Here is a 23206-nt window from a genome sequence, read left to right as displayed (position 1 = left end):
GATCAGCGGCGTGAAGGGCGGGTACGGTGGTCCGGGACTCGGATGGAGTGGGCGACGTCTCCAAGGATCATCTGCGGCTCCTTGCCCGCGTCGCCCGCATGTACCACGAACAGGGCATCCGCCAGCCGGAGATCGCCGCCGCGCTCCACCTCTCCCAGCCGCGCGTGTCCCGCCTGCTGAAGGAGGCGGTCACGCGGGGCCTGGTCCGCACGGTGGTCACGCTCCCCGAGGGCGTGCACACCGAGCTGGAGGAGGAGTTGCAGCGCCGCTACGCGCTGCGCGACGCCGTGGTGGTCGACGTCGAGGACTACCAGGACGACGTCGTCCCCTCACTCGCGACGGCGGCGGCCGCCTACCTCGACGTCACCTTCACCGGCGGCGACGTGATCGGCCTCGCCGCGTGGAGCCAGACGCTGCAGGCGGTGGTGCAGCGCCTGCCGCAGAAGAACGTCCAGGTCGCCGACCGGGTGATCCAGCTCGTGGGCGGCGTCGGCACCGCCGGCGACCAGGTGCGCGCCACCCGGCTCATCGCCCGCCTGGCCGACCTCACCTACGCCCACCCCGTCTTCGTGCCGCTGCCCGGCCTGGTCGCCACCGCCGCGACGCGCGAGGCGCTGCTCCAGGACCCCGACCTGGCCGAGGTGCAGGCGCAGTGGCGTGAGGTGACCGTCGCCCTCGTCGGCATCGGCGAGCCGGCCTCCGCGCCCGTCAGGGACACCGACCGCGAGGAGCTCCGCGCCGTCGGCGGAGTCGGCGAGGTCTGCCTGCACTTCTTCGACGCCACCGGCAAACCCGTCGCCTCCGACCTCGACCGGCGCGTCATCGGCATCGACACCGCCTCCTTCGGCGCCGTCGGGCGGCGCATCGCCGTCGCGGGCGGCCTGCGGAAGCTGCCCGCGATCAGGGCGGCGCTCGAAGGCGGCTGGGTCAACATCCTCGTCACCGACCTGCGCGTGGCCCGCCGGCTCTGCTCCTGACCTTCGACGCTCAGGCGGCCACGTAGCGGTCGCTCACCTCGCCGCGCAGGTGACCGGGCGGCAGCTTGCGGCCGTAGGTCAGCAGGAGGAGGTCCTGCGCCGAGCCGGTCAGCGGGACGCCGGTGCCGAAGGACCAGTCGAGGTCGTCGGCGCGCAGCTGCACACCGCCGAGGTCGGCGCCGAAGAACCGCGCGGTCCTGGGGGTGACCTGCTCCAGGAGGAGGCGTACGCGCTCTTCTGGGACGCGGCGGCCGAGGCCGAGGGCGACGGTGATGTCCAGGCCGTGCACGACGTCGTGGCCGAGCGCCGCCGCGATGCCGCCGACCGGTGGCCGCCAGGGGTGGCGGGCGTTGTCGCGGAGCGCGGCGGCCATCTCGGACGTGGACATGGCGGCCGCGTCGAGGCGGGCCCGCCGGTCGGCCATTCTGTTGACGCCGCCGCCCGCCTTGACCAGCTCCCACAGCATCTTGGGCAGCGGGTAGCGGAAGCCCATCGACATGTGCGCCGCGACCTCCCGTACGCGCCAGCCCGCGCACAGGGTGGGCGCGTCCCACTGCTCGGGCGGCAGGTCGTCCAGGAGCGCCGCCAGTTCCGTACGTTCCGCGGCGATGGCGGAGGTGATGTCCACGTGGCACTTCTTCCTTGTCGGCTGACTTTCGTAACGAGATTACGGTAATAATGGGATTATGAGAAAAACGAGGGCGGAGGCCAAGGACAGGAACCGGCAGGCCCTGCTGGAGGCCGCGCACCGCCTCGTCGCCCGCGACGGCCATCGGGCCAGGCTGGACGAGATCGCCGAGCGGGCAGGACTGACCACCGGCGCCGTCTACTCGCTCTTCGGCAGCAAGAACGGCCTGCTGATCGCCCTGGTCACCGACTACCTGGCGCCGCACTACGACGGCCTGGAGCAGGCGGTCTCCCCCTCGCTCGGAGCGATCGAGGCGGTGGAGGTCTTCGCCCGCCACTACCGCCGCACGTGCGACGACCCCGACGCGCTGCGCCGGCTGTCGTTCGAGATCAGCCTGCAGGACCTCGCGCTGCGCGATCCCGAGTTGCGGCCCAAGCTCGCCGCCTCCGTACGAGCCCACGAGGAACGCCTGACCGGGTTGTTGTCCGGCCGCTCCCACGACGGCGGCACCCTCACGCCCCGGCAGGCGCAACGGCTGGCCACCGCGCTGCGGGCGCTGCTGGTCGGGCTGAGCCAGGGCGTCATCCTCGGCCTGGCCGACGCCGCCTCCGACGACTATTTCGCCGCCGCCGCCCGCGCCCTGGTCACCCCGGACGTCCTCGGCGCGCCCTGAGAAGTCAGCGCGGGATCGCCCAGCTCGGCGTCCAGGTTCCGGCCGTGTCCTGGCCGGCCGCCGTGGTGGCGAGGTAGACGCGCAGGGTGGCGAGCGCGGGGTGGGGGTCGTGGCGGCGCCACAGCAGCGCGTGCGGGTAGACGGGGGTGGGGCAGGTGACGGGGATGCGGCGCAGGCCGTGGCCCTCGGGCCAGACCAGGCGGGTGCGCTCCCCCATGAACGTGGCCAGGGCCGGGGTGTCGGCGATGGTGTCGAGGAGCGCGTCCGAGCCGAAGTTGGGCCCGGTCACCTCGATGGTCAGGCCGAACTCCGCGACGAGGTCGTCGTAGAAGGTGGCCCATTCGGTGCCGGGGACGATGCCCGGCATCCAGATCCGGTGCCCGGCGAGCTGAGCGACCGTGACCGATCTCGCGCCGGCCAGCTTGTGGGCGGGGCCGACGAGCAGCTGCAGCGGCTCGTCGAGGACGCGTTCCGCCGTCACGTCGTCCGGCAGGGGCCGGCCCGGCATCGTGACGGCGCGGAACGACGCGTCGATGGCGCCCGACCTGATGGCGGCGACGGCGTCGTCGATGCCGAACAGCATCACCACGTCCAGCTCGATCTCCGGGTACGCGCGATGGAACGCCCGCATCACGCCCGACGCCGCGCTGCGCGAGGCGAGCATGTCGACGCGCAGCGGGCGGCGGCCGGTGCGCACGGACGCGACCGCTCGCTCGGCGGCCCGCAACAACTCACGGGCGTGCGGCAGGAACGCCTGACCGTCGATGGTGAGCTCGGCGCCGCGCGGTGCGCGGATGAACAGCCGTACGCCGAGGGTGCGTTCCAGGGCGGCGATCCGCTTGGAGACGGCCTGCTGGGTGACCCTCAGCTAGGCGGCGGCCTCCTGGAACTGGCCCGCGTCGGCGGCGGTCACGAAGGTGCGTACGGCGTCGAGGTCCATGCCGTCACCGTACAACCCAGCGTTGTACCCGGAGTTGTTTGATCTTCCTGTCCCGCACGCGCTTTGCTGCTGGCGATCATCCAACGAGCAAGGAGCGTCATGCGGCAGTTCAGGTGGTTCTGGGCCGCGTACGGCACCAGCGCGCTCGGCACGTGGCTCGCCTTCGGCGCGTTCCCGCTGATCGCGATCCAGGTGCTGCACGCGGGACCGGCGCAGGTCGCGGCACTGTCCTCGGTGGGCGCGCTGGCGGGCGCGGCACTGGCGGTGCCGCTGGGGCCGTGGGTGGAGTTCCGCCGCAAGCGGCCGGTGCTGGTCGGGACCGATCTGGTCCGGTTCGCGGCCCTGCTGACGATCCCTGCCGCGTACGCGCTGGGCGTGCTCTCCTTCGTCCAGCTCCTGCTGGTCTCGGTCGTCGTGGCGGCGGCCGACCTCACCTTCCGCGCGGCCTCAGGCGCGTACCTGAAGACCCTGCTCCCGGCCGAGCACCTGCTGGCCGCCAACGCCCGCCTGGAGTCGACGACCTGGACGACCACGATCGCCGGCCCGCCCCTGGGCGGCGCCGCGATCGCCCTGCTCGGACCGGTGGCGACGGTGGTGGCCGACGCGGTCAGTCACCTCCTCTCGGCCCTGTGCCTGCGCGCGACCGGCGGCGGCGAGCCGCGCCCGGAGCCCCGGCCGGGTGCGGCGCCGCGAGCCCGTGACCTGCTGGAGGGGTGGCGGTTCATCCTCGCCGACGCGGCGCTGCGTCCGCTCTTCCTCAACACCGCCCTGTTCAACGGCCTGCTGATGGCCATGGACGCGCTGCTCGCCGTGCTGATGCTGGGCCCGCTCGGGTTCACGTCCTGGCAGTACGGCCTCGCCTTCGCCGCGCCCGCGATCGGCGGGCTGCTCGGGGCGCGGCTGGCCAGGCCGCTCGCCGCCCGGTACGGGGCACACCGGGTCATGGTCGCGGCCGGGACGCTGCGCGCGCTCTGGCCCCTGGGCCTGGCCTTCGTCGGGCCCGGCACCGGCGGGCTGCTGCTGGTGATGGGCGTCCAGCTCGGGCTGATCTTCTGCTGCGCCGTCTTCAACCCCCTCCTCGCCACCCACCGGCTCGCCCGCACCCCGTCCGATCGCATCGCCCGTACGCTGTCCGCCTGGTCGGTGACGACCAGGGTCACGACCGCGCTGCTGACTGCCGCCTGGGGCGTGCTGGGCGGCCTCATCGACCCCCGCCCCGCCATCGCCGTGGCCGGCGTCCTCCTGCTGGCGACCCCGCTCCTCCTCCCCCGAAGAAGCAGGCCCTGACAAACGACCTGGAGATGCCCTTCCCACCCCCGCACAAGCCGAGGTCTGGAACTGCTTCAGCTCCGCCAACACGACGACCCACGTGGCCGGAGGGCCGCCTTCGAGGACGAACGCCGCCGCATCGACACCAAGATCACCGAGCCCAATGACGTACGCTCAGCGCTGAGCGGCATCATCAGCGCCGGCGAGGCCCTCGCGAGCAGGTGAGCCCGCGAGCGGCGGGGCGTAGAGCGCGAGCTCGGCGTCGTCAGGGGCCTCGAAGAGCGTCACGTACCTCTCCATGCGCGCCCGGCTGATCACGGCCACCCCCGGCTGGCCGTTGCGGGCCTCGACGCGGCGGCACAGCTCGTCGAACGGCGCCGACAGGTAGCGCAGCTCGACGGGCGCGCCGGCGGCACGCCCGACCGCCCGCATCGCGTCCCGCTCGCCCCGTGTCCAGAAGCCGAACTCCATGACCACGCTCTGGCCGAGCCGCAACAGCTCCTGGGCGTGCCCGGCGAAGCGCCGCTCGAGGCGGGCGCGGGTGGGCTCGTCGAACAGGTCGATGCCGAGGGCCTCCAGCCACTCGTCCGGAGACAGGCGTACGGCGGGCACCTCCCGCGCCAGCCGTCTGGCCAGCGTCGTCTTCCCTGACCCGGGCAGCCCGCACAGCAGGATCATCCTGGGCCGCGCCTTGATGGACGTCACCCCGGCATCCTCGCGCAACGGGCACCGTCCGGAAAAGGGCCTTCCACGTGGTGCGGCGGTCACTCCGCCCGGCGGTGGCTCAGCAGGTCGCCCGGCTGGCAGTCGAGGACCTCGCAGAGCCTGGTCAGGGTGGTGAACCTGATGGCCTTGGCCCGGCCGTTCTTCAGAATGGACAGGTTGGCCACGGTCACCCCCACCCGGTCGGCGAGCTCGGTGAGCGTCATGCCGCGCTCTTCCAGGAGCCGGTCGAGGTGGACCGTGATGGCGTGGTTGTCGTGGGTGTCGTGGGGGTCCGTCTCGGCCGGCATCAGACGGTGCCTTCCAGGTCGTCCCGCATGCGCACGCCCGTGCGCAGGACGCTCGCCAGCGCCAGCAGCCCGACCCCGACGAGCGGCACGATCACGGGGATCTCCCGGGGGAGATAGTGGGACTCGTTCGCGGCCATCGTGTCCAGCAGCGCCATCATCGCGACGTGCTCGATCTGCGGGGCCAGCAGGCCACCGGCGAGCAGCCACCAGCCCAGAACTCGCACCTGGCGCGCGACCTGCGGCAGGTAGGCGCCTTCGCGCGCCCGCCACAGCAGCCGCCAGAGCAGGAAGAACGCGACGGCCGTCACGACGAAGCCGGGGAGGGTGGTCAGGGCCTGCAGGATGTACTGGCCGGCGTCGGGCGTGCCGTCCACGAAGTGGAGATCGCCCGCCATCGCCTTGACACCGGGCAGGGCCTCCGCGGCGAAGGCCGGCTCGTCCAGGCCGATGCCGTAACCGGCGGGCGACTGGGCCACCACGTGCGGATAGGTCAGGCCGAAGAGGCCGGCCCTGGAGTAGAGCACCATCCCCGTGATGACCCCGGTCACCGCGACGAGAACCGCGAAGACCGCGGGTCGCCGGGCCGCTCGACCGAGGGTGCCATGCAGTGCAGCCATCAGCTGAACTCCGTTCCATATCGTTTTTCGATGCTATCGAAAAACGATAGCATCGAAAAACGATATGGCAAGCCGATCAGGCCACGCCGCCCCGGCCCTGCGATGCTCGTCCTCCATGAGCTCCAGGAACGTCCGGTAGCGGTTCGCGCCGGGCAGCCAGGGGACGTGGAACCACGCCTCCCGCTCCCCCTCGCGGTCCTGACGCGCGGGTTGAGCAGCACCCACCCCTCGTCCCAGTGCCCGACCAGCAGGAGGTCGGGCAGGTGCTCCTCCCCGTCTCGGCGGCGGGCGGGTGCGGCGGGAACTTCTCCGGGAAGAAGGTGGACCAGGTCATGATCGGGGACGGTACAGACGCCCACCGACATTGGCGCGGATCGCGAGCAGCAGCGGGATGATGGTCCAGGCGGCCAGCAGGGCGAAGGCGGCCGGGTCCGGCATGATGTCGGGCACCTGCTCGATGAGCTGGAGCGCGGGATAGCCCGGCAGGACGCGATTGGCCACGTCACCGCCCGGCAGCACCTGACCGGCGAAGGGGACCAGCCCGAGGAGCACCACCAGCACGGAGATCGCCACGGCGCCGTTGCGGAAGAGCGCGCCGAGCGCCAGCCCGAGCAGCGTGGTCATGACGATCATCAGCGTACCGCCGGCGACCACCGCCCAGGCTCCGGCCGGTGGCGACGTCGGGTGGAACTCGGCGGCCACCGCCTGCCCGTACAGGTAGCCGGGGATCGCGATGAGCAGCGAGGCGGCGACGGCGAGCCCGCCGAGCACGCACGCCTTGGCGAGCAGCACCCGCGAGCGCGACGGCGTGGCGACGAACGTCGTGTCGATCATGCCGGAGGCGTGCTCGCCGGTGATCGACATGGCGCCGAGCATGCCGAGGGGCAGCTGGGCCAGCACGACTCCGACGTAGACGGCCACGACGATCCCCATCGCGGCCTGCTCGCCCGCCTGGCCAGGGTCCCAGCGTGAGATCACCGCGTAGGCGCCGAGCACGGTGAGCGCGAGCGCCGTCAGCACCCCCGCCCCGAGCGACCACCAGGTGGAACGCAACGAGCGCAGCTTGATCCATTCGGCGGCGACCGCGTTCACGCCGTGCTCCCCTCGATGACCCGCATGAACGTCTCCTCCAGCGACATCCCGGGCCGGACGAACCGGCCGATCTCCATGTCGGCCAGCAGCCGCCCGCCCGCGATGACGACGAGGTGATCGGCGGTGACCGCCATCTCGTGCATGAGGTGGCTGGAGACCAGCACGGTCCGTCCCTCGGCCGCCAGCGACTTCAGCAGCCCGCGCAGCCACCTGATGCCCTCGGGGTCGAGCCCGTTGAGCGGCTCGTCGAGCAGCAGCACCTCGGGGTCGCCGAGCAGCGCGGCGGCCAGCGCCAGCCGCTGCTTCATCCCGAGGGAGAAGCCGCCCACCCGCTTGCGCCCGGCGCCGGCGAGCCCGACCAGCTCCATGAGCCCGCCGATGCGCGCGGGGGAGATCCCGTTGGTCCTCGCCAGCCACCGCAGGTGCTCCTCGGCGCGCCGCCCGCCCTGCACGGCGGTGGCGTCGAGCACCGCGCCGACGTGGGTGAGGGGTCTTTTCAGGCGCGCGTACGGCACGCCGTGCACGGTGGCCAGGCCGGAGGTGGGCCGGTCGAGCCCGAGGATGACACGCAGGGTCGTGGTCTTGCCCGCGCCGTTCGGCCCCAGGAACCCGGTGATCTTCCCGGGCGTCACGGTGAAGGAGAGATCGTCGACTGCGGCGCTCCCTCCGAAGCGCTTGGTCAACCCGATGACTTCGATCATGCCGACCACGATCCCCCGGGAGACCCGGCCCGCGTATCGGTCCTGAGACCGATACGCGCTTCCAGGCCCGCTGGTTAGGGTCGATGATGTGCGTGATCAGCCCCGGCTGCCCCTGCTGAGCCGGATACCGGACCTCGTCTGGGTGTCCGTTGACACCGTGGCGGCCCTGCTGCTGGCGGCCGGCTTCCTCGGGCTCATCCACTGGCGTAATCCCGTGCCGCCCGGCCTGCTCGACTTCGCGGTGGCGCTGGCCACCAGCCTGCCGCTCGCGGTCCGGCGACGGTGGCCGCGGGCGGTGTTCGCCGTGGTGCTGGCCGGCGGGCTGGGGATGCAGGAGTTCCTCATCCCGCACGCGGATCCGTTCGGGCTGCCGCTCGTGCTCTACACGCTCGCCACCCGGCGCAGGGCGGTGCCGGAGCTGCTGGTGGCGGTGGCGGTCACGCTCCATGGGGTGGTGGAGCTCCCTCTGGGGAGTCAGAGCCTCGACCACGTCGGGCTGGTGCCGGCCATCGTGGTCGCGGCCTGGTCCACCGGCACCGCCGTACGGCAGCGCCGGCTCTACACCGAGCAGCTGGCCGCCCAGGCCGAGGAGCGGGCCCGTACGGAGGCGGCGCGCGAACGGCTGCGCATCGCCCGCGAGCTGCACGACGTCATCGGCCACGGCCTGAGCACCATCGCCGTACAGGCCGGCGTCGAGCGGCACGTCGGCGACCCCGAGGAGATGCGCCGCACGCTGGGCTCGATCGAGGAGACCAGCAGGTCGGCGCTGCGCGAGACCAGGCGCCTGCTCGGCGTGCTGCGCGACGACGGCCCGGCGGACCTGACACCCGCTCCTGGGCTCGCCGACCTCGACGACCTCGTCGCGAAGACCAGGGCCGCGGGCCTGGACGTCGAGCTGCGCGTGAACGGCGAGGTCCAGGGCGAGATGGAGCTCACGGTCTACCGGATCGTGCAGGAGGCGCTCACCAACGTGCTCAGGCACGCCATGGCCGGGCGGGCGACGGTGCTGATCGAGCGGCGCGACGAGGAACTGGTCGTGGAGGTCGCCGACGACGGCGGGAACGCGCGTGAGCGGCCCTACGGCCACGGGCTGACGGGACTGCGCGAGCGCGTGCGCGCCTTCGGCGGCGAGTTCGAGGCGGGCGTCCGCCCCGTGCGCGGATTCCAGGTGAGGGCGAGGCTACCGCTGTGATCAAGGTGCTGGTGGCCGACGACCAGCCGCTCATCAGGACGAGCTTCCGCCGGCTGATCGACGGCGTGCCGGGGTTCACGGTGTACGCGGAGGCCGCGACGGGCACGCAGGCCGTGGCCGTCGCCGCGAGCGAGCCGCCCGACCTGGTGCTGATGGACGTACGGATGCCCGAGATGGACGGCATCGAGGCGACCCGCCGCATCTGCGCCGCGCACCCGCGGGCCCGCGTGCTCATCGTGACCACCTTCGACCTCGACGAGTACGTCTACGGAGCACTCCAGGCCGGCGCCGCGGGCTTCCTGCTCAAGGACACCCCGCCGGCGGAGCTGACCAGGAGCGTGCAGATCATCGCGTCCGGCGACGCCCTGCTCGCGCCCAGCGCCACCCGGCGGCTGATCGAGCGGCACGTACGCCCGCCGGCCCGCCGGCTCGACATCACCGAGCGCGAGCGTGAGGTGCTCGTCCTGGTGGCGCGCGGCCTGTCGAACGCGGAGATCGCCCGCACCCTCCACCTCTCGATGAGCACGGTCAAGACGCACGTCAGCAGCCTGCTGCTGAAGCTCGGCGCGCGCACGCGGGTGCATCTGGTCATCGCGGCCTACGAGGCCGGCGTGGTCCCGGATATTCGCAGGTCGGGCGGGTAGGGGCGCAGGTGGAGGATGCATGCTGGGGTTGCCTGAGGGCGTTCGCGGATGCCTGTTCGACATGGACGGTGTGCTGACGCGCACCGCCACCGTCCATGCCGCCGCCTGGAAGTCGATGTTCGACGAGTTCCTGCACAAGTGGGCCGGCCGGACGGGGGCGCCGTTCGTGCCGTTCGACGCCGCCGCCGACTACGACCGCTACGTGGACGGCAAGAAGCGCGCGGACGGCGCGCGCAGCTTCCTGCGATCGCGCGGCATCGAGCTGCCGGAGGGGACGCCCGACGACCCGCCTGACGCGATGACCGTGCAGGGGCTGAGCAACCGCAAGAACCAGCTCGTCCAGGCCGTCATCGAGCGGGACGGCGTACAGGTGTTCCCCGGCTCGGTCCGCTACGTGGACGAGGTGCGGCGGGCGGGGCTGCGTACGGCGGTGGTGTCGTCCAGCGCGAACACCGCGCAGGTGCTGGAGGCGGCGGGCATCGCCGGGCGGTTCGAGGCCAGGGTCGACGGCGTGGTGGCGCGGGAGCGGCGGCTGGCGGGCAAGCCGGCCCCCGACATGTACCTGGCGGCGGCCGAGGCGCTGAAGCTGGAGCCGGGGCAGGCGGCGGTGTTCGAGGACGCGCTGGCGGGGGTGGCGGCGGGCCGGGCCGGCAGGTTCGGCTTCGTCGTGGGCGTCGATCGCGTGGGACAGGCGGACGAGCTGCGCGACAACGGCGCGGACATCGTGGTCACCGACCTGGCCGAGCTGCTGAAGGACGCGTGATGATCCGGCATCCGGCGTTCACGATCGAGCCGTGGGCCCTGCGCGAGCACCGCCTCGACCTCGGCGTGCTGGCGCAGACCGAGTCGCTGTTCGCGCTGTCCAACGGGCACATCGGGCTGCGCGGCAACCTGGACGAGGGCGAGCCGCACGCCGAGCCGGGCACGTACCTCAACGGCTGCTACGAGCTGCGCCCGCTGCCGTACGCGGAGGCGGGTTACGGCTACCCGGAGTCGGGCCAGACGGTGGTCAACGTCACCAACGGCAAGGTGATCAGGCTGCTGGTCGGCGACGAGCCGTTCGACCTGCGCTACGGCACCCTGCACCAGCACGAGCGGGTGCTGGACCTGCGGGCCGGCACGCTCACCCGCACCGCGCACTGGAGCTCCCCGACCGGCGCCCCGGTACGCATCACCTCGACCCGGCTGGTGTCGTTCACCCATCGCGCGATCGCCGCGATCAACTATGAGGTCCAGGCCGTGGACCGCCCGATCCGCGTCGTCGTCCAGTCGGAGCTGATCGCCAACGAGACCCGCACGGCCGCCTCCGGCGACCCGCGGGCCGCGGCTCCGCTGCGCTCCCCCCTCATCGAGGAGGAGAACGTCACCGGCGACGACGGCCTGGGCATCATGGTGCACCGCACCAGGGAGAGCGGGCTGCGGCTGGCGGCCGGCATGTGGCACGAGATCGAGGGCCCCGACGAGACGCTGACCGAGGGGCGCGGCGGCGACGACGTCAGCCGCCTGACCGTCGCCACCCACCTGTCGCCCGGCCAGACGCTGCGGGTGGTCAAGCTCTTCTCCTACGGCTGGTCGCGCCGGCGCTCGCGGGCCGCGCTGCACGACCAGGTGGCGGCGGCGCTGGCGGCGGCCCGCCTGACCGGCTGGGACGGCCTCCGCGCCGGCCAGCGGCGCTTCCTCGACGCCTTCTGGGACGGCGCCGACGTCGAGGTGGAGGGCGACGACGAGGTGCAGCAGGCCGTCCGTTTCGGGATGTTCCACCTGCTGCAGTCGGCCGCGCGGCTGGAGTCGCGGCCGATCCCGGCCAAGGGCCTGACCGGCACCGGGTACGACGGGCACACGTTCTGGGACACCGAGATCTTCGTGCTGCCGGTGCTCACCTACACCTATCCCCCGGCCGTCGCGGACGTCCTGTCGTGGCGGCGCTCCACGCTGCCCCTGGCCAGGGAGCGGGCCACGCAGCTCGGGCTGGGCGGCGCCGCCTTCCCCTGGCGGACGATCCACGGCGAGGAGTGCTCCGGCTACTGGCCGGCGGGCACCGCGGCCTTCCACGTCAACGCCGACATCGCGCACGCCGTCACCCAGTACGTGGACGCCCTCGACGACGCCGTCTTCGACCGCGAGACCGGCCTGCCGCTGCTGGTCGAGACGGCCCGGCTGTGGTGCTCGCTGGGCCACCACGACGCGTCGGGGCGCTATCGCATCGACGGCGTGACCGGGCCCGACGAGTACACCGCGGTCGTGGACAACAACGTGTACACGAACCTGCTGGCCCAGCAGAACCTGCGCGCGGCGGCCGACGCGGCGGAACGCCATCCCGGCCCTGCGGGGCGGCTCGGCGTCACCGAGGAGGAGATCCGCACCTGGCGCGCGGGGGCGGAGGCGATGACCGTCCCCTTCGACGAGCGGCTCGGCGTGCATCAGCAGAGCGAGGGCTTCACCCAGCACGCGCTCTGGGACTTCGACGCCACCGGCGACCGTTACCCGCTGCTGCTGCACTTCCCGTACTTCGACCTCTACCGGCGGCAGGTGGTCAAGCAGGCGGACGTCGTGCTCGCCATGCACCTGCGCCACGACGCCTTCACGGCCGAGCAGAAGGCCGCGAACTTCGCCTACTACGAGGCGCTGACCGTGCGCGACTCGTCCCTGTCGGCGTGTACGCAGGCGGTCATGGCCGCCGAGGTCGGGTACCTCGACCTGGCCTACCGCTACCTCGGCGAGGCGGCGCTGATGGACCTCGCCGACCTGGAGAAGAACACGATGGACGGCGTGCACATGGCCTCGCTGGCGGGGGCGTGGATCGCGCTGGTGTCGGGGTTCGGCGGGATGCGCGCGGGCGGTGGGCGGCTGCGCTTCGCGCCGTGCCTGCCCGCGGGCATCACCCGGCTGGGCTTCCGGCTGCGGTACCGAGGCAGCCTGGTGTGCGTCAGCGCCACGCGGGAGGCGACGACGTACCGGCTGCTGGACGGCCCGCCGATCACGGTGCTGCACTGCGGCGAGCGGGTCGAGCTGGGCGAGGAGCAGGTCACCCGGCCCAACCCGCCGCGCGAGGAGCCGGATCGGCAGGTACGCCAGCCGCCCGGCCGCGAACCCCGCCCCCGCTGACGGTCACGCCACGCGGCTCGCCCGGCAGGCGTGGTCACGGACGAGGTCGTGGAACAGGTACCGCCCTGGCGCGGCCTCGCGGAGCAGGTGCGCGTCCAGCAGCCGCTCCAGCAGCCGTTCGGCGTGCGGCGCGCTCGTGCCCAGCAGGGTGGCGGCGGTGCGCGGATCCACGTTCGCGCCGGCGCCGGTGCGCGCCCCCAGCAGCCGGTACGCGCGCCGCAGGTCGGCCGGCAGCCGGTCGTAGGACCGGTCGAGGGCGGCGGCGACGTCGTGCCGTCCCGCCTTCAGTGCGGCCAGCCGGTCACCGGCGAGCCGGTCGAGCAGGTCCCGCACCCGCCACGTCGGGCGCGCCCGCAGCCGCTCGGCGGCGATGCGGACGGCCAGCGGCAGCGCCCCGCACCGGGCCACCACCTCATGCAGCTCGCCGCGCGGCGCCCCCGCCACCCGCTCCCGCCCGGCGACCTCGGCGAACAGGGCGACCGCCGCCGCAGGGGGCAGGACGTCCAGCGACAGCGCGCGGACGTCCCCCAGCCCGCCCAGCCGCCGCCGGCTGGTGACGATGACCCGGCAGCCGGGGCCCGCGGGCAGCAGCGGCTGGATCTGGTCCTCGTCGGCGGCGTCGTCCAGCACGACCAGCACCCGGCGCCGCGCCAGCACGCTGCGGTAGAGCGCCGCGCGATCGTCGAGCTGGTCGGGGACGTCCGCACGGGGCACGCCGAGTGCGCGCGCCATTCTGGCCAGGGCCTCGGCGGGCTCGACCGGGGCGGTGCCGGGCGTGTGGCCGTGCAGGTCCACGTAGAGCTGCCCGTCGGGGAAGCCGGGCGCGAGCCGGTGGGCGGCGTGCACCGCGAGCGCCGTCTTGCCCGTTCCCGCCATACCGTCGATGGCGACGACCGGCGCCGGTTCCGCGCGGTGCGCGTTCTCGACGATCGTCAGCTCGTGCTCGCGGCCGGCCAGCGCCGCGAGGCCGGCGGGCAGCTGGCGGGGGACGATCGGGCTGACGGCCGGCTCGTCGGCCGGAGCGGCGGGCGCGCCACGGGCGGCGGCGGCCAGCTGCTCGCGCTCCTCGCCGCACAGCCCGAGCGCCTGCGCGATCAGCAGCACGGACCTGCTGCGCGGCTGGAGCCCCCCGCTCTCCAGCCGCCGCACGGTCCTGACGTTGAGTCCCGCCTTCTCGGCGAGTTGTTCCTGGGTCAGCAGCGCGCGCTTGCGCCATCCCCGTAGCAGCGCGCCCGCCGCGTGCCCGTCGCCGGTCTCCCCTGCGGCGCCGGGCAGAGTGCATCGTGCCGAGTACAAGACGTCTCCCGCGATCCCCCATGGAGGGCTCCGGCGCCGGGCCGGGCCCCTCGATCAAGTGGCAGCACGTCCATCAGAACCGCGTTCGAGCCGTTCAGACCACGGATGGGACGACATTGGACGAAATCGGACGCAACCCGTTTGATGCCGGTGGCCCCCTTTGTCAGAATGACCGCCATGGGCGAGTGGGGCGGTCATCCCAACGACATCTGCCCCTACCAGGGTCTCGCTCCGTTCGAAGCGGGAATGTCCGAGCTGTTCTTCGGCCGTACGCGGGCGACCCGCGATCTTCTCGACCGGCTCGGCCGGCGGCTGACAGGACGCGGCTCCGTCCTGCTCGTCTCGGGCGCCTCGGGCGTCGGCAAGTCGTCCCTGTTACGCGCGGGCCTGCTCCCCGCGGTGGACAAGGGCGAGCTCCCGGCCGCCGGGCCGCGAAAGTGGCGGTGCCTGCTCACCACGCCGACCGCGACGCCGTTCCGCACGCTGGCCGAGGTCTGGGCCAAGGAGTTCGGCGGCGACGCCGAGACGGTGGCCGCGCGGCTGCGCGCCGAGCCGTGGCGGCTGCTCGACGAGGTGGACGGGCGGCCGCTCCTGGTGGCCGACCAGTTCGAGGAGCTGTTCACGCTGGTGGGCGACGAGCACGAGCGCCAGGCGTACGTGGCCACGCTGCACGCCCTCACCGGCGGCCCGCACGGCGCCGGCGTGATCGTCGGGGTCCGCGCGGACCACTGGGACCGCTGCGCCGCCTACCCGCGCTTCGCCGAGGCCATCCAGGACGGGCAGGTCATCGTCGAGCCGATGACGGAGGCCGACCTGCGCCTCGCCATCACCGGCCCGGCCGCCGCGGCGGGGCTGCGGATCGAGCCTGGCCTGGTGGAGACCATGCTCGCCGAGCTGCGGACTGGCTCGGGCGACCGTCCGCCGGCCGGCGCGCTGCCCCTGCTCTCGCAGGCGCTGCGCAACACCTGGGAACGCCGTACGGACGGCACGCTGACCCTGCGCGGCTACGAGGAGACGGGCCGGGTCCGCGACTCGGTGCGCCGCACGGCCGACGAGGTGCTCGGGCGGCTGTCACCGGAGGACCGCAAGGCCGCGCTGCGGATCTTCCGCCGGCTGACCCTCATCACGGCCGGCGGCCGGGTGGCGCGGCGCGGGGCGCGGCTGGCCGAGATCCACGCCGCCGCCTCGGCGCACACCCCGCAGCGGCGCGAGCAGGTAGGGGCGCTGCTGTCGGCGTTCGCCGACCGGCGGCTGCTCACCCTGCACGAGGACGGCGCCGAGATCTCCCACGACGCGCTGCTGACGGCCTGGCCCACGCTGCGGCAGTGGCTGGAGCCCGACCTGGCCGCGCAGGGGGTCTACGACCGGCTGGTGGAGGCCGCCGCCCAGTGGGCCGACCACCATCGTGACCCCGCGTTCCTCTATCGGGGGGCGCGGCTGCTCGCCGTGCAGGACAGCAGGCCCCGCTGGGAGCGCGATCCCGACAGCTTCCCGCCTCCCGGGCCCGTCGTGGACGGCTTCGTCGCGGCATCCGAGAAGGAGGAGCGGCGCACGAGCCGCCGCCGCAGGCTCGCCGTAGCGAGCCTCGCGACGCTGTCGGTGCTCGCCCTCATCGCCGCCGCCCTCGCCGCCGGCGCCGCGGACGAGGCGGGACGCCAGCGCAGAGTGGCGCTCTCCCGCCAGCTCGCCGCGCAGAGCGAGGTCACCGGCGACGTCGCCCTGGCCTCGATGCTGGCCGTCGCAGCCTGGAAGATCGCTCCGACCGACGAGGCGCGCAACCGCCTGCTGACCGCCGCGACCGGCACCGGCAGGGGCCAGCTCACCGGGCACGCGCGCGGCATCAGGTCACTCGCGCTCAGCGCCGACGGCAGGATCGCGGTGACCGGCGGCGACGACGGCACCGCCCGCATCTGGGACGTCGCCACCCGCAAACAGCTCGGCGCCCCGATCACCCGCGCCGAGTTCGAGTGCTCCGGCGTCCAGGTGGCGCTCAGCCCCGACGGCAGGACCCTCGCCACCGGGTGCATCAGCACCGTCCGCTTCTACGACGTGGCCACCCGCCGCGTGCTGGGCCCCGATCTGAAGCATGAGGCGGTCGTGTCGGCGCTGGCCTACAGTCCCGACGGCGGGACGTTCGTGACGGGCGACTTCCGCGGCGTCGTCCGGCGGTGGGACCCCGTCACCCACCGCCCGAGCGGCCCCGCCATGGGACGCCCCGACCACGGGCCCGAGCTGGCGAGCATCGTGCAGCGGGTGGTGTTCACCCGGGACGGCAGCGCCATGGCCGTCGCCCGGGGCCTGACCGTACGGCTCTGGGACCCCGTCACCGCCCGCCCGCTCGGCGCCCCGTTCGCCGAGCAGGACGAGGGTCCCCTCTACGACATCGCGCTCAGCCCCGACGCCAGGACGCTCGCGACCGCCGGCGGCGACGGCGCGTTCCTGTGGGACACGGCGTCGGGCCGGCGCACGGGCGCGCTCAAGGACCGCGAAGGCGGCTTCTCCTCGGTGGCCTTCAGCCCCGACGGCACCAGGATCGCCACCGGCGGGACCTCCGGCCGTACCGTGCTGTGGGACACGGCCAGCCGGCAGCAGGTCACCGCGCTGCAGGCCAACTACGCGGGCGTGGGGCGGGTGGCGTTCAGCGCCGACGGCAGGCTGCTGGCCGCCGCGAGCGCCGACGGCGTCGTCCGCCTCGCGGAGCCGCAGGTCCACCTGCAGGTCGGCACGCCGGTGCGGGCGCAGCACGCGGTCGCGCTGAGCCGCGACGGACGGACGCTGGCGACCGCGGGCCCCGGCGCCCGCGACCCCGACGTGCTGTTGCGGGACGTCGCCACCCAGCGTCCCATCGGCCCGCCGCTGCGCGCGCCCGGCGCCCGCGGCCCGGTGATCAGCATGATGTTCACGCCCGACGGGCGCACGCTGCTGACGTCCGCCATGGACGGCCTGCGGATCTGGGACCTCGCGAGCCGCCGGGTGCTCGCCCATGACCCCGTGTTCAAGGGCGTGGCCGCGTTCAGCCCCGACGGCAGGTTCGTGGCCGTGCAGCACGAGCAGGAGATCGCGTTCTGGGACGTCGCGACCCGCCGCGAGTTCGGGCCCCGCATCCGCGTGGACGACCACACCGACGTCATCACCGGCATGGCCATCAGCCCCGACGGCAGGACGCTGGCCAGCGCGGGCTTCGACGCCCGGGTACGGCTCTTCGACGTCGCCACCCGCCGCCAGATCGAGGGCACGCCGCCCGCGGTCGCCGGCGGGCTGGTCAACGACCTGGACTTCAGCCCCGACGGCACGGTCCTGGCGTACACGGCGGACGACAACGCCGTGCGGCTGTGGGACGTGCCGCGCCGCCGCACCAAGGGCGTCGCCCTGGTGCCGAAGGACGCCGCGCCCACCACGGTCGCGTTCAGCCCGGACGGCCAGGTGCTGGCCACCGGGCTGCAGAGCGGCGACGTGCTGCTGTGGGACCTGCGCGTGTACCGGCCGCTCGGCCAGCCGATGACCGGCCACACGCGCGGCGTGGCCGCGCTCGCCTACTCCCCCGACGGCACGAAGGTGGCCTCGGTCTCCGGCGACGGGACCGCGCGGCTGTGGGACGCCCGCACGCCCGCCGACCTCGTGGCCGCGGCCTGCGCCAACGCCGGCCGCTGGCTCACCCGTGGCGAGTGGGCGACGCTCGTGCCCGAGGAGGAGTTCCGCCCGACGTGTACGTGACGCTCGATCGCACCCATCACATCAGGGGAAGGGCCGGCATGTTCCTGCGAGGGCTGAGACGGCGGACGGGCAGGCCGGTGCCCGAGCTGGTGGGCCTGTTCCGGTCGATCATCGACGGGGGCCGCGACTTCCATCCGATCGCCTCCGACTTCCTCGAACACTTCATGGACGGCGTCGGCGAGTCGCGGACGATGTCGCTGCGCTGGCTGCGCTCGTTCAAGGTGATCAAGAAGGCCGAGCGCAAGAACCAGCGCCGCTTCGAACGCCAGCTCCTGCGCCGGGCCGGCACGCTGGAGGAGCACGGGTCGGCCTGGCTGCACGACTACTGGGACGCCCGTATCAACGCCTTCATCGGCACCGAGCTGTTCTACGTCAGCCGCATGAGCCTGCTGCGCTCGCAGGGCTCGTTCGTGCTGACCAGGGAGGGGCGGGAGGTGCGGGTGTCCGGCACCGTACGGCACCGCTGGTTCGACCCCTACGACTGGGACCGCGGGCGCTGGGTCTACATTCCCCGGCACGGGTTCGTGCCCATCGCGGTGGGGCGTGACCTGGTGGAGGCCGACGAGGCGCGCAACTTCCTCATGGAGGCGCGGCACGTCCAGACTGTGGAGGGGGTGTGCGTCCCCGGCCGGTGGCGGGGGCGGGCGACGTTCACGTGGGCGCTGGTCAGGACGGGAGAGCAGTGAGCGAGGATCGTCCCCTCCCGCCCGATCCGGCGCAGGCGGGTGACGCGGCGGAGTTCGTCGCGGCGCTGGTACGGCTCAGGCAGTGGGCGGGCGAGCCGTCGCTGAGCCGGCTACGGGCGCTGGGCGGGCAGGTCGCGGCGGCGGACGGCGCCCTGGTGGACGCGCTGCCGAAGAGCACGACCTCGCACGTGCTGCGGCAGACCGATCGGCTGCCGCGCTGGGAGTTCGTTCGGGCGTTCGTCACGGCCTGCCTGCGGTCCTGCGAGCATCCCGAGGAGCTGATCGGCGGGGAGCTGGAACGCTGGCGCGCGGCCAGGGCCGCCCTCGCCGGCCCCGCCATTCCCCCACCGGCCACTCCCCCACCGGCCTCTTGCTCAGATGCTCCTTCCCCAGAAGCCCCTACGCCGGAGGCCCCTTCGCCGGTGGCCCCCTACGCGGGCTCCGACCGCGACCCGGCGGTCGACCTGCTCGTACGCCGGGTGCTGCGCGAGGAGGACAGGGCACGCAAGGGGCTGCTGGGCGGTTACGACATCGCACCCGTCTCCTTCGGCCCAAGCCTGGACGACCTGCACACCATCGGCCGGTTCTTCACCGCCCTGCACCCCCAGCGGCTGCTGGTCGTCGGCGAGTCGGGCGCCGGGAAGACGGTCCTGGCGATCGAGCTGGTGCTGCAGCTCCTGGAGTCGCCGCTGGCCACCGGCCGCCCCCCGCGTACGGTCCCGGTCCGCCTGAACGCCGCCCGCTGGACCCCGGGCAGGCCCTTCGAGAGCTGGCTGGCCGAGCAGCTCGTGCAGGACTTCGGGCTCGCGGCCGGCGACGCGCACCGGCTCGTACGCGACCGCCGGGTCCTGCCCGTGGTGGACGGGCTGGACGAGCTGGACCCCGGCCCGCCCGCCGGCCCGCCCCGCCGCGCGATGGGCCTGCTGGCCGAGCTCAACCGCTACAGCGACCTGTCCGGGCGCCGGGCAGGGGCGGTCGTCGTCACCTGCCGCGCCGACCGGCACGCCGAGCTGCGCGCGGCCGGCGTGTGGCTGGACAACGCGACCGTGATCCGGCTGCACGACCTGAGCGTGGAGCAGATCGCCGTCTACCTGAAGGCGCGCTGGCCCGACGGCCACCCGTGTGCCGACCATCGCGACGGCATCCAGGCGGCGCTGTCGGGGCCTGACGGCCGGGCCGTGCACCTCGCGCTCGCGACGCCGTGGCGGCTGCTGCTGACCGCGACGGCCGTGGAGTCCGGCGCGGACCCGTACGAGCTGCTGCGGGTCGACCCGCACGCCGACTCGCGCGCCGGGGCCGAGGTGATCGCCCGGCGGCTGCTGGAGGCGTATGTGCCGGCCGCGACCCGGCTGACGCCCAGGGCCGCGTACGGGACCGCGTACCAGCCGGAGCAGGTGCGGGCGTGGCTGGAGCACATGGCGGCGCACCTGCGCCGGCAGGCCGGGCACAGCGCGGGCGCCGACCGGCCGCCGCCGGGGCTGACGGCGATCGACCTCGTCCCCCACCTGCTGTGGCCGATCGGCGGCCGGTTCCTGGTGCGGGCGCTGCACGGCGTGTGCGCGGTGACGCTCGCGGTCGTCGCCATGGTCGCGTTCTGGACCGGCTCGGCGGCCGGAGACGTTGGCGGTGACGTTGGCGGGGGCGTGGGCGGGGGCGCCGAGCAGGCGCTCACCTTGGCGCTCATGACGTCCTGGGTGGCGATCGTGACCGGCCTGTCGCTGTCGGCGTGGCCGGCCGCCGCGGGCGGGCGGGCCAACGTACCGCGACGGCGGCGGCTGATCGGTGCGCTGCTCGGTGCGCTGGCCGGGCTGCCCGTCGGCGTGCTGGGCGGGCTGGCCGGGCTGCTGCTCACCGGCGGGACGGTGTTCGGGCCGCTGTTCGCCGTCGTCGCGGGCGGCACCGGCGGACTGGCGCTCGGGACGGTCATCGGGCTGACCGCCGCGGGCTGGGTCGGCGCCGGGCGCATGACGGTCGCCGAGGCGATCCGCGCCGAGCCGATCACGCTGATGGGTTTCGGGCTGTGCGGGGCGCTCACCGGGCTGGCGCCGCTGCGGCTGGCGCGCGCCGGGCCGGTGGAATTGGTCGCGGGGCTGGGCGGGGCGTTCGTGCTGGCGTTCGCGCTCGGGGTCGTCTTCAAGATCACTACTGGTGGGTGGAGCATGGACGCCGAGCTGGCCCACCCGCGCGAGGCCCTGCACCGCAACCCGACCATCGGGCTGGCCTTCGGGCTGACCGGCGGGATCGCGGCGTTCCTGGTGTTCGTGATGAGCCAGGATCTGGTCGTGTCGCTGCTGTGCGCGGTCGTCGGGGGTGCCTCCTTCGGATTGAGCTTCGGCGCCGTGGCGTGGACCCGTACGATGATCGGCCTCATCGTCGCGGCCACGCGGGGGCTGCTGCCGCTGCGGTTGTGGAGCTTCCTCGACTGGGCGTGCGAGGCGAGGCTGCTGCGGGTCAGCGGCGCGACGTACCAGTTCAGGCACCGCGAGCTGCAGGACTTCCTGACGCCCGCCGACTGAGGAACGATCGTCCAATCCTTCCCGGGCGCCGGGCCGGTGACGCTGGACCCCCGCATCTGTCGTTCCGAAGGGGTGGTTCCTCGTGCGCGTGCTCATCTCCGGCGCGGGGGCGGCCGGGCCGGTGCTGGCGTACTGGCTGGTCAGGCCTGGTTTCTCGGTGACCGTCCTCACGAGACCGAGCGATTCTCCAGCTCGTCCAGGAATCGCTCCACCACGCCGGTACGCCGCACGGCCTCCTCTAATGACTCCCCGATGATGCGGCCTGCCAGGTCGGTCGACAGGCGGCCGAGGTCCGTGCGGAGGTCGGTGAATGCCGCCTGTCTGTCGGCCGCTATCTGGGCGTGTGCCGCTTCTATGAGGTGGCGGGCCTCGGCCTGGGCCTGCGCGCGGAGCTCGGCCCTGATCTGCGCGCCCTGCTCGCGGGCCTCCTCCCGCAGCCGCGCCGCTTCGCGCCGGGCCTCCTCCATCTGCTCGTGGTGTTGCCGCTGCAGATTCCGGACCTCGGCCTGGATCTCCTCCGCCCTCCTGATTCCACCGCCGATCGCGTCCGCCCGCTCGGCCAGCGTCTTCTGCAAGCGCGGAACCAGCAGTTTTCCGACGACGAACAGAATGACGAGGAACGTGACGAGGGCCACAACGGGCTCGTGTAAGTTGTCCGGCCAGAGAGGGTTCACGAAGGGACCTTTCGTCGGCGTGGCTGTCAGAGCTCACGCAGCGAATTGCCGACGCACACCTGAGAACCGAAATTACCATTCAGAAGGTGGCGTGGGAGCGCTCGACAGTCGCCGGGTTCGGGTGCAGGAGCAACATCGCGAGGACGGCGCCGGCGATGCAGACGAGCCCTGCCGTGAGCATCGCCGCGTGCAGGCCGCCCAGCGTGGGTATCGCCGACAGCGCCTCGCCGGACGCGTTCGGCGATCGCCGCCAGGCCGGCCGTGCCGATGGCGCCCAGGAACTGCGGGAGTTGTGACAGGCCGGCCGCGACGCCCTGCTCGCCGTCCGGCAGGCCCGAGGTCATGGTCGAGATGAACGCGACCACGGCCAGCACGTGCCCGAAGCCCATGGCGCCGGACGTCACCAGAAGCAGGCCCAGGCCGCCGCTCGCCGGGAGCAGGACCATCGCGGCGGTGCCGAGCCCCTGGACGGCCAGGCCGGCCGCCAGGATCCGGACCTTGCCGTACGCGCCGATCAGCCGGGCCGCGAGCAGGCCGGCGACGAGCGCGGTGAGGCCCTCGGCGAGGAAGCCCGTACCGGTGGCGAGGGGCGAGTAGCCCAGCACGTCCTGCATGTACAAGCTGAGCAGGACCGTCGTGCCGCCGCACATGCCGAGCGTGATGAGCCCGGCCAGCATGCTCCATTTCACGGTCGGCCGGTTCAGCAGCGGCAGCGGGATCAGGGGTGCGGGGTGCCGCCGCTCCACGACGAGGAACGCGCTGAGGCACACCACCGCCAGGCCGACGGCCCAGCCGGCGGGCGTGGTGACGCCGTACACCAGGGCGAACAGGCCGATGCTCGCCAGCACCGCGCCCGGCACGTCGAGGTGGGCGGGGACGCGCGGGTCGGGCGTGCCGGACAGCAGGGTGAGCGCGCCTGCCAGCACCAGTGTGCCGATGACGACCAGGATCACCATGGTCCAGCGCCAGCTCAGGCCGCTGGTGATCACGCCGCCGCCGAGCGTGCCGAGCACGAAGCCCAGCGACAGCACCGCTCCGTTGACGCCGAGCGCCTTCGCCCGCTGCGGGCCCTCGGGGAACAGGGTGGTCATGAGCGCGATGGCGGTCGGCGCGATCATGGCCGCCGACGTGCCCTGGCCGACGCGGGCCGCGATCAGCATGGCGGGGCCGGTCGCCAGGCCCGCGAGCAGCGAGCAGCCGGTGAACAGGGCTACCCCTGTGATGAACAGCCTGCGGCGTCCGGCCAGGTCGGCGACGCGGCCGAAGAAGGGCAGCAGGCTCGCCGTCGGCAGCAGGCAGGCGGTGGCCACCCATTGCAGCGAGCCGGCGCTCCCAAAGCGCAAATCGCGCCCGATTTCCGGAAGGGCCACGGTAACTACCGAAAAATCCAGACCTGTCATGAACGTGGCACCGCACAAGGTGCTCAGGATCAGCCAGTCGAGCCGGGAGAAACGTCCGGTCACTGCCAT

The 23206-nt window shown here is 73.5% G+C and carries 20 protein-coding genes and 1 pseudogene; 11 read left to right on the top strand and 10 right to left on the bottom strand.

Going from position 1 to position 23206, the window contains the following annotated elements; translation table 11 throughout:
* Nucleotides 1–26: 26 nt before the first annotated feature.
* Nucleotides 27–977: a sugar-binding transcriptional regulator gene (locus tag AB0K28_RS26325; RefSeq protein WP_364374965.1), complete on the top strand. Its 951-nt coding sequence runs from the start codon at nt 27–29 to the stop codon at nt 975–977.
* A gap of 10 nt (nt 978–987) precedes the next feature.
* Here the strand turns inward: AB0K28_RS26325 and AB0K28_RS26320 are convergent, their stop codons facing one another.
* On the bottom strand, nt 988–1605 hold the full coding sequence (locus tag AB0K28_RS26320) for a maleylpyruvate isomerase family mycothiol-dependent enzyme (RefSeq protein WP_364374962.1): 618 nt from the start codon (nt 1603–1605) through the stop codon (nt 988–990).
* A gap of 58 nt (nt 1606–1663) precedes the next feature.
* Between AB0K28_RS26320 and AB0K28_RS26315 the strand changes: the two genes are divergently transcribed.
* Nucleotides 1664–2278: a TetR/AcrR family transcriptional regulator gene (locus AB0K28_RS26315; RefSeq protein ID WP_364374959.1), complete on the top strand. Its 615-nt coding sequence runs from the start codon at nt 1664–1666 to the stop codon at nt 2276–2278.
* 4 nt (nt 2279–2282) lie between these two features.
* Here AB0K28_RS26315 and AB0K28_RS26310 read toward each other — a convergent pair whose 3' ends face one another.
* The gene (locus AB0K28_RS26310; RefSeq protein WP_364375273.1) at nt 2283–3104 is read right to left on the bottom strand and encodes a LysR family transcriptional regulator; all 822 of its coding nucleotides are present in this window, start codon (nt 3102–3104) and stop codon (nt 2283–2285) included.
* Here AB0K28_RS26310 and AB0K28_RS26305 point away from each other — a divergent pair.
* Both AB0K28_RS26305 and AB0K28_RS26300 read left to right on the top strand, forming a co-directional pair.
* On the top strand, nt 3018–3260 hold the full coding sequence (locus AB0K28_RS26305) for a hypothetical protein (RefSeq protein WP_364374956.1): 243 nt from the start codon (nt 3018–3020) through the stop codon (nt 3258–3260). The genes AB0K28_RS26310 and AB0K28_RS26305 overlap by 87 nt on opposite strands.
* Before the next feature lie 57 nt (nt 3261–3317).
* Complete coding sequence (locus tag AB0K28_RS26300; RefSeq protein ID WP_364374953.1) at nt 3318–4505, top strand: MFS transporter; 1188 nt, start codon at nt 3318–3320, stop codon at nt 4503–4505.
* 156 nt (nt 4506–4661) lie between these two features.
* On the opposite strand, the gene AB0K28_RS26295 is transcribed toward AB0K28_RS26300, so the two are convergent.
* The 5 genes and pseudogenes from AB0K28_RS26295 to AB0K28_RS26275 all read right to left on the bottom strand — a co-directional run.
* Entirely contained in the window at nt 4662–5192 is a 531-nt protein-coding gene (locus tag AB0K28_RS26295) for an ATP-binding protein (protein WP_364374950.1), read from the bottom strand.
* A gap of 59 nt (nt 5193–5251) precedes the next feature.
* Nucleotides 5252–5500 (bottom strand): helix-turn-helix transcriptional regulator, encoded by a 249-nt coding sequence (locus AB0K28_RS26290; protein WP_364374947.1) that lies wholly within the window; start codon nt 5498–5500, stop codon nt 5252–5254.
* Nucleotides 5500–6117, bottom strand: coding sequence for a DUF2975 domain-containing protein (locus AB0K28_RS26285; RefSeq protein WP_364374944.1), 618 nt, complete (start codon nt 6115–6117; stop codon nt 5500–5502). Before AB0K28_RS26285 ends, AB0K28_RS26290 begins: the two co-directional genes overlap by 1 nt.
* A 330-nt stretch (nt 6118–6447) precedes the next feature.
* Nucleotides 6448–7209, bottom strand: a complete 762-nt coding sequence (locus tag AB0K28_RS26280) for an ABC transporter permease (RefSeq protein WP_345406243.1) — start codon at nt 7207–7209, stop codon at nt 6448–6450.
* Between the two features lie 77 nt (nt 7210–7286).
* A pseudogene (locus AB0K28_RS26275) lies at nt 7287–7910 on the bottom strand (ATP-binding cassette domain-containing protein); the annotation flags it as partial.
* Nucleotides 7911–7998: 88 nt separating this feature from the next.
* Between AB0K28_RS26275 and AB0K28_RS26270 the strand changes: the two are divergent.
* The 4 genes from AB0K28_RS26270 to AB0K28_RS26255 are packed head-to-tail and all read left to right on the top strand — an operon-like array spanning nt 7999 to nt 12851.
* Nucleotides 7999–9102, top strand: a complete 1104-nt coding sequence (locus tag AB0K28_RS26270; protein WP_364374941.1) for a sensor histidine kinase — start codon at nt 7999–8001, stop codon at nt 9100–9102.
* Entirely contained in the window at nt 9099–9746 is a 648-nt protein-coding gene (locus tag AB0K28_RS26265) for a response regulator transcription factor (RefSeq protein ID WP_345406237.1), read from the top strand. Before AB0K28_RS26270 ends, AB0K28_RS26265 begins: the two co-directional genes overlap by 4 nt.
* Before the next feature lie 19 nt (nt 9747–9765).
* Nucleotides 9766–10509 (top strand): beta-phosphoglucomutase family hydrolase, encoded by a 744-nt coding sequence (locus tag AB0K28_RS26260; RefSeq protein ID WP_364374938.1) that lies wholly within the window; start codon nt 9766–9768, stop codon nt 10507–10509.
* Nucleotides 10509–12851, top strand: coding sequence for a glycosyl hydrolase family 65 protein (locus AB0K28_RS26255; protein ID WP_364374935.1), 2343 nt, complete (start codon nt 10509–10511; stop codon nt 12849–12851). Before AB0K28_RS26260 ends, AB0K28_RS26255 begins: the two co-directional genes overlap by 1 nt.
* Before the next feature lie 3 nt (nt 12852–12854).
* On the opposite strand, the gene AB0K28_RS26250 is transcribed toward AB0K28_RS26255, so the two are convergent.
* On the bottom strand, nt 12855–14147 hold the full coding sequence (locus AB0K28_RS26250) for an NB-ARC domain-containing protein (protein WP_364374932.1): 1293 nt from the start codon (nt 14145–14147) through the stop codon (nt 12855–12857).
* Nucleotides 14148–14324: 177 nt separating this feature from the next.
* Between AB0K28_RS26250 and AB0K28_RS26245 the strand changes: the two genes are divergently transcribed.
* Genes AB0K28_RS26245 through AB0K28_RS26235 form a run of 3 tightly spaced genes read left to right on the top strand, consistent with a single transcriptional unit; the run spans nt 14325 to nt 21063 of the window.
* The gene (locus AB0K28_RS26245) at nt 14325–17861 is read left to right on the top strand and encodes an AAA family ATPase (protein ID WP_364374929.1); all 3537 of its coding nucleotides are present in this window, start codon (nt 14325–14327) and stop codon (nt 17859–17861) included.
* Complete coding sequence (locus tag AB0K28_RS26240; RefSeq protein ID WP_364374926.1) at nt 17852–18547, top strand: hypothetical protein; 696 nt, start codon at nt 17852–17854, stop codon at nt 18545–18547. Before AB0K28_RS26245 ends, AB0K28_RS26240 begins: the two co-directional genes overlap by 10 nt.
* Entirely contained in the window at nt 18544–21063 is a 2520-nt protein-coding gene (locus tag AB0K28_RS26235) for an NACHT domain-containing protein (protein ID WP_364374924.1), read from the top strand. The genes AB0K28_RS26240 and AB0K28_RS26235 overlap by 4 nt, the downstream gene beginning before the upstream one ends.
* A 167-nt stretch (nt 21064–21230) precedes the next feature.
* On the opposite strand, the gene AB0K28_RS26230 is transcribed toward AB0K28_RS26235, so the two are convergent.
* Together AB0K28_RS26230 and AB0K28_RS26225 are read right to left on the bottom strand one after the other, a co-directional pair.
* Complete coding sequence (locus AB0K28_RS26230; protein ID WP_364374921.1) at nt 21231–21698, bottom strand: F0F1 ATP synthase subunit B; 468 nt, start codon at nt 21696–21698, stop codon at nt 21231–21233.
* Nucleotides 21699–21763: 65 nt separating this feature from the next.
* A complete protein-coding gene (locus AB0K28_RS26225; RefSeq protein WP_364374918.1) occupies nt 21764–23107 on the bottom strand; it encodes an MFS transporter in 1344 nt (447 codons plus the stop codon).
* Between the last annotated feature and the right edge of the window lie 99 nt (nt 23108–23206).

This window comes from Nonomuraea sp. NPDC049504 (assembly GCF_040676845.1).
GTDB lineage: Bacteria > Actinomycetota > Actinomycetes > Streptosporangiales > Streptosporangiaceae > Nonomuraea > Nonomuraea salmonea.
The sequence above is the reverse complement of the archived record's forward strand: the minus strand, read 5'-3'. Positions and strand labels throughout refer to the sequence as shown.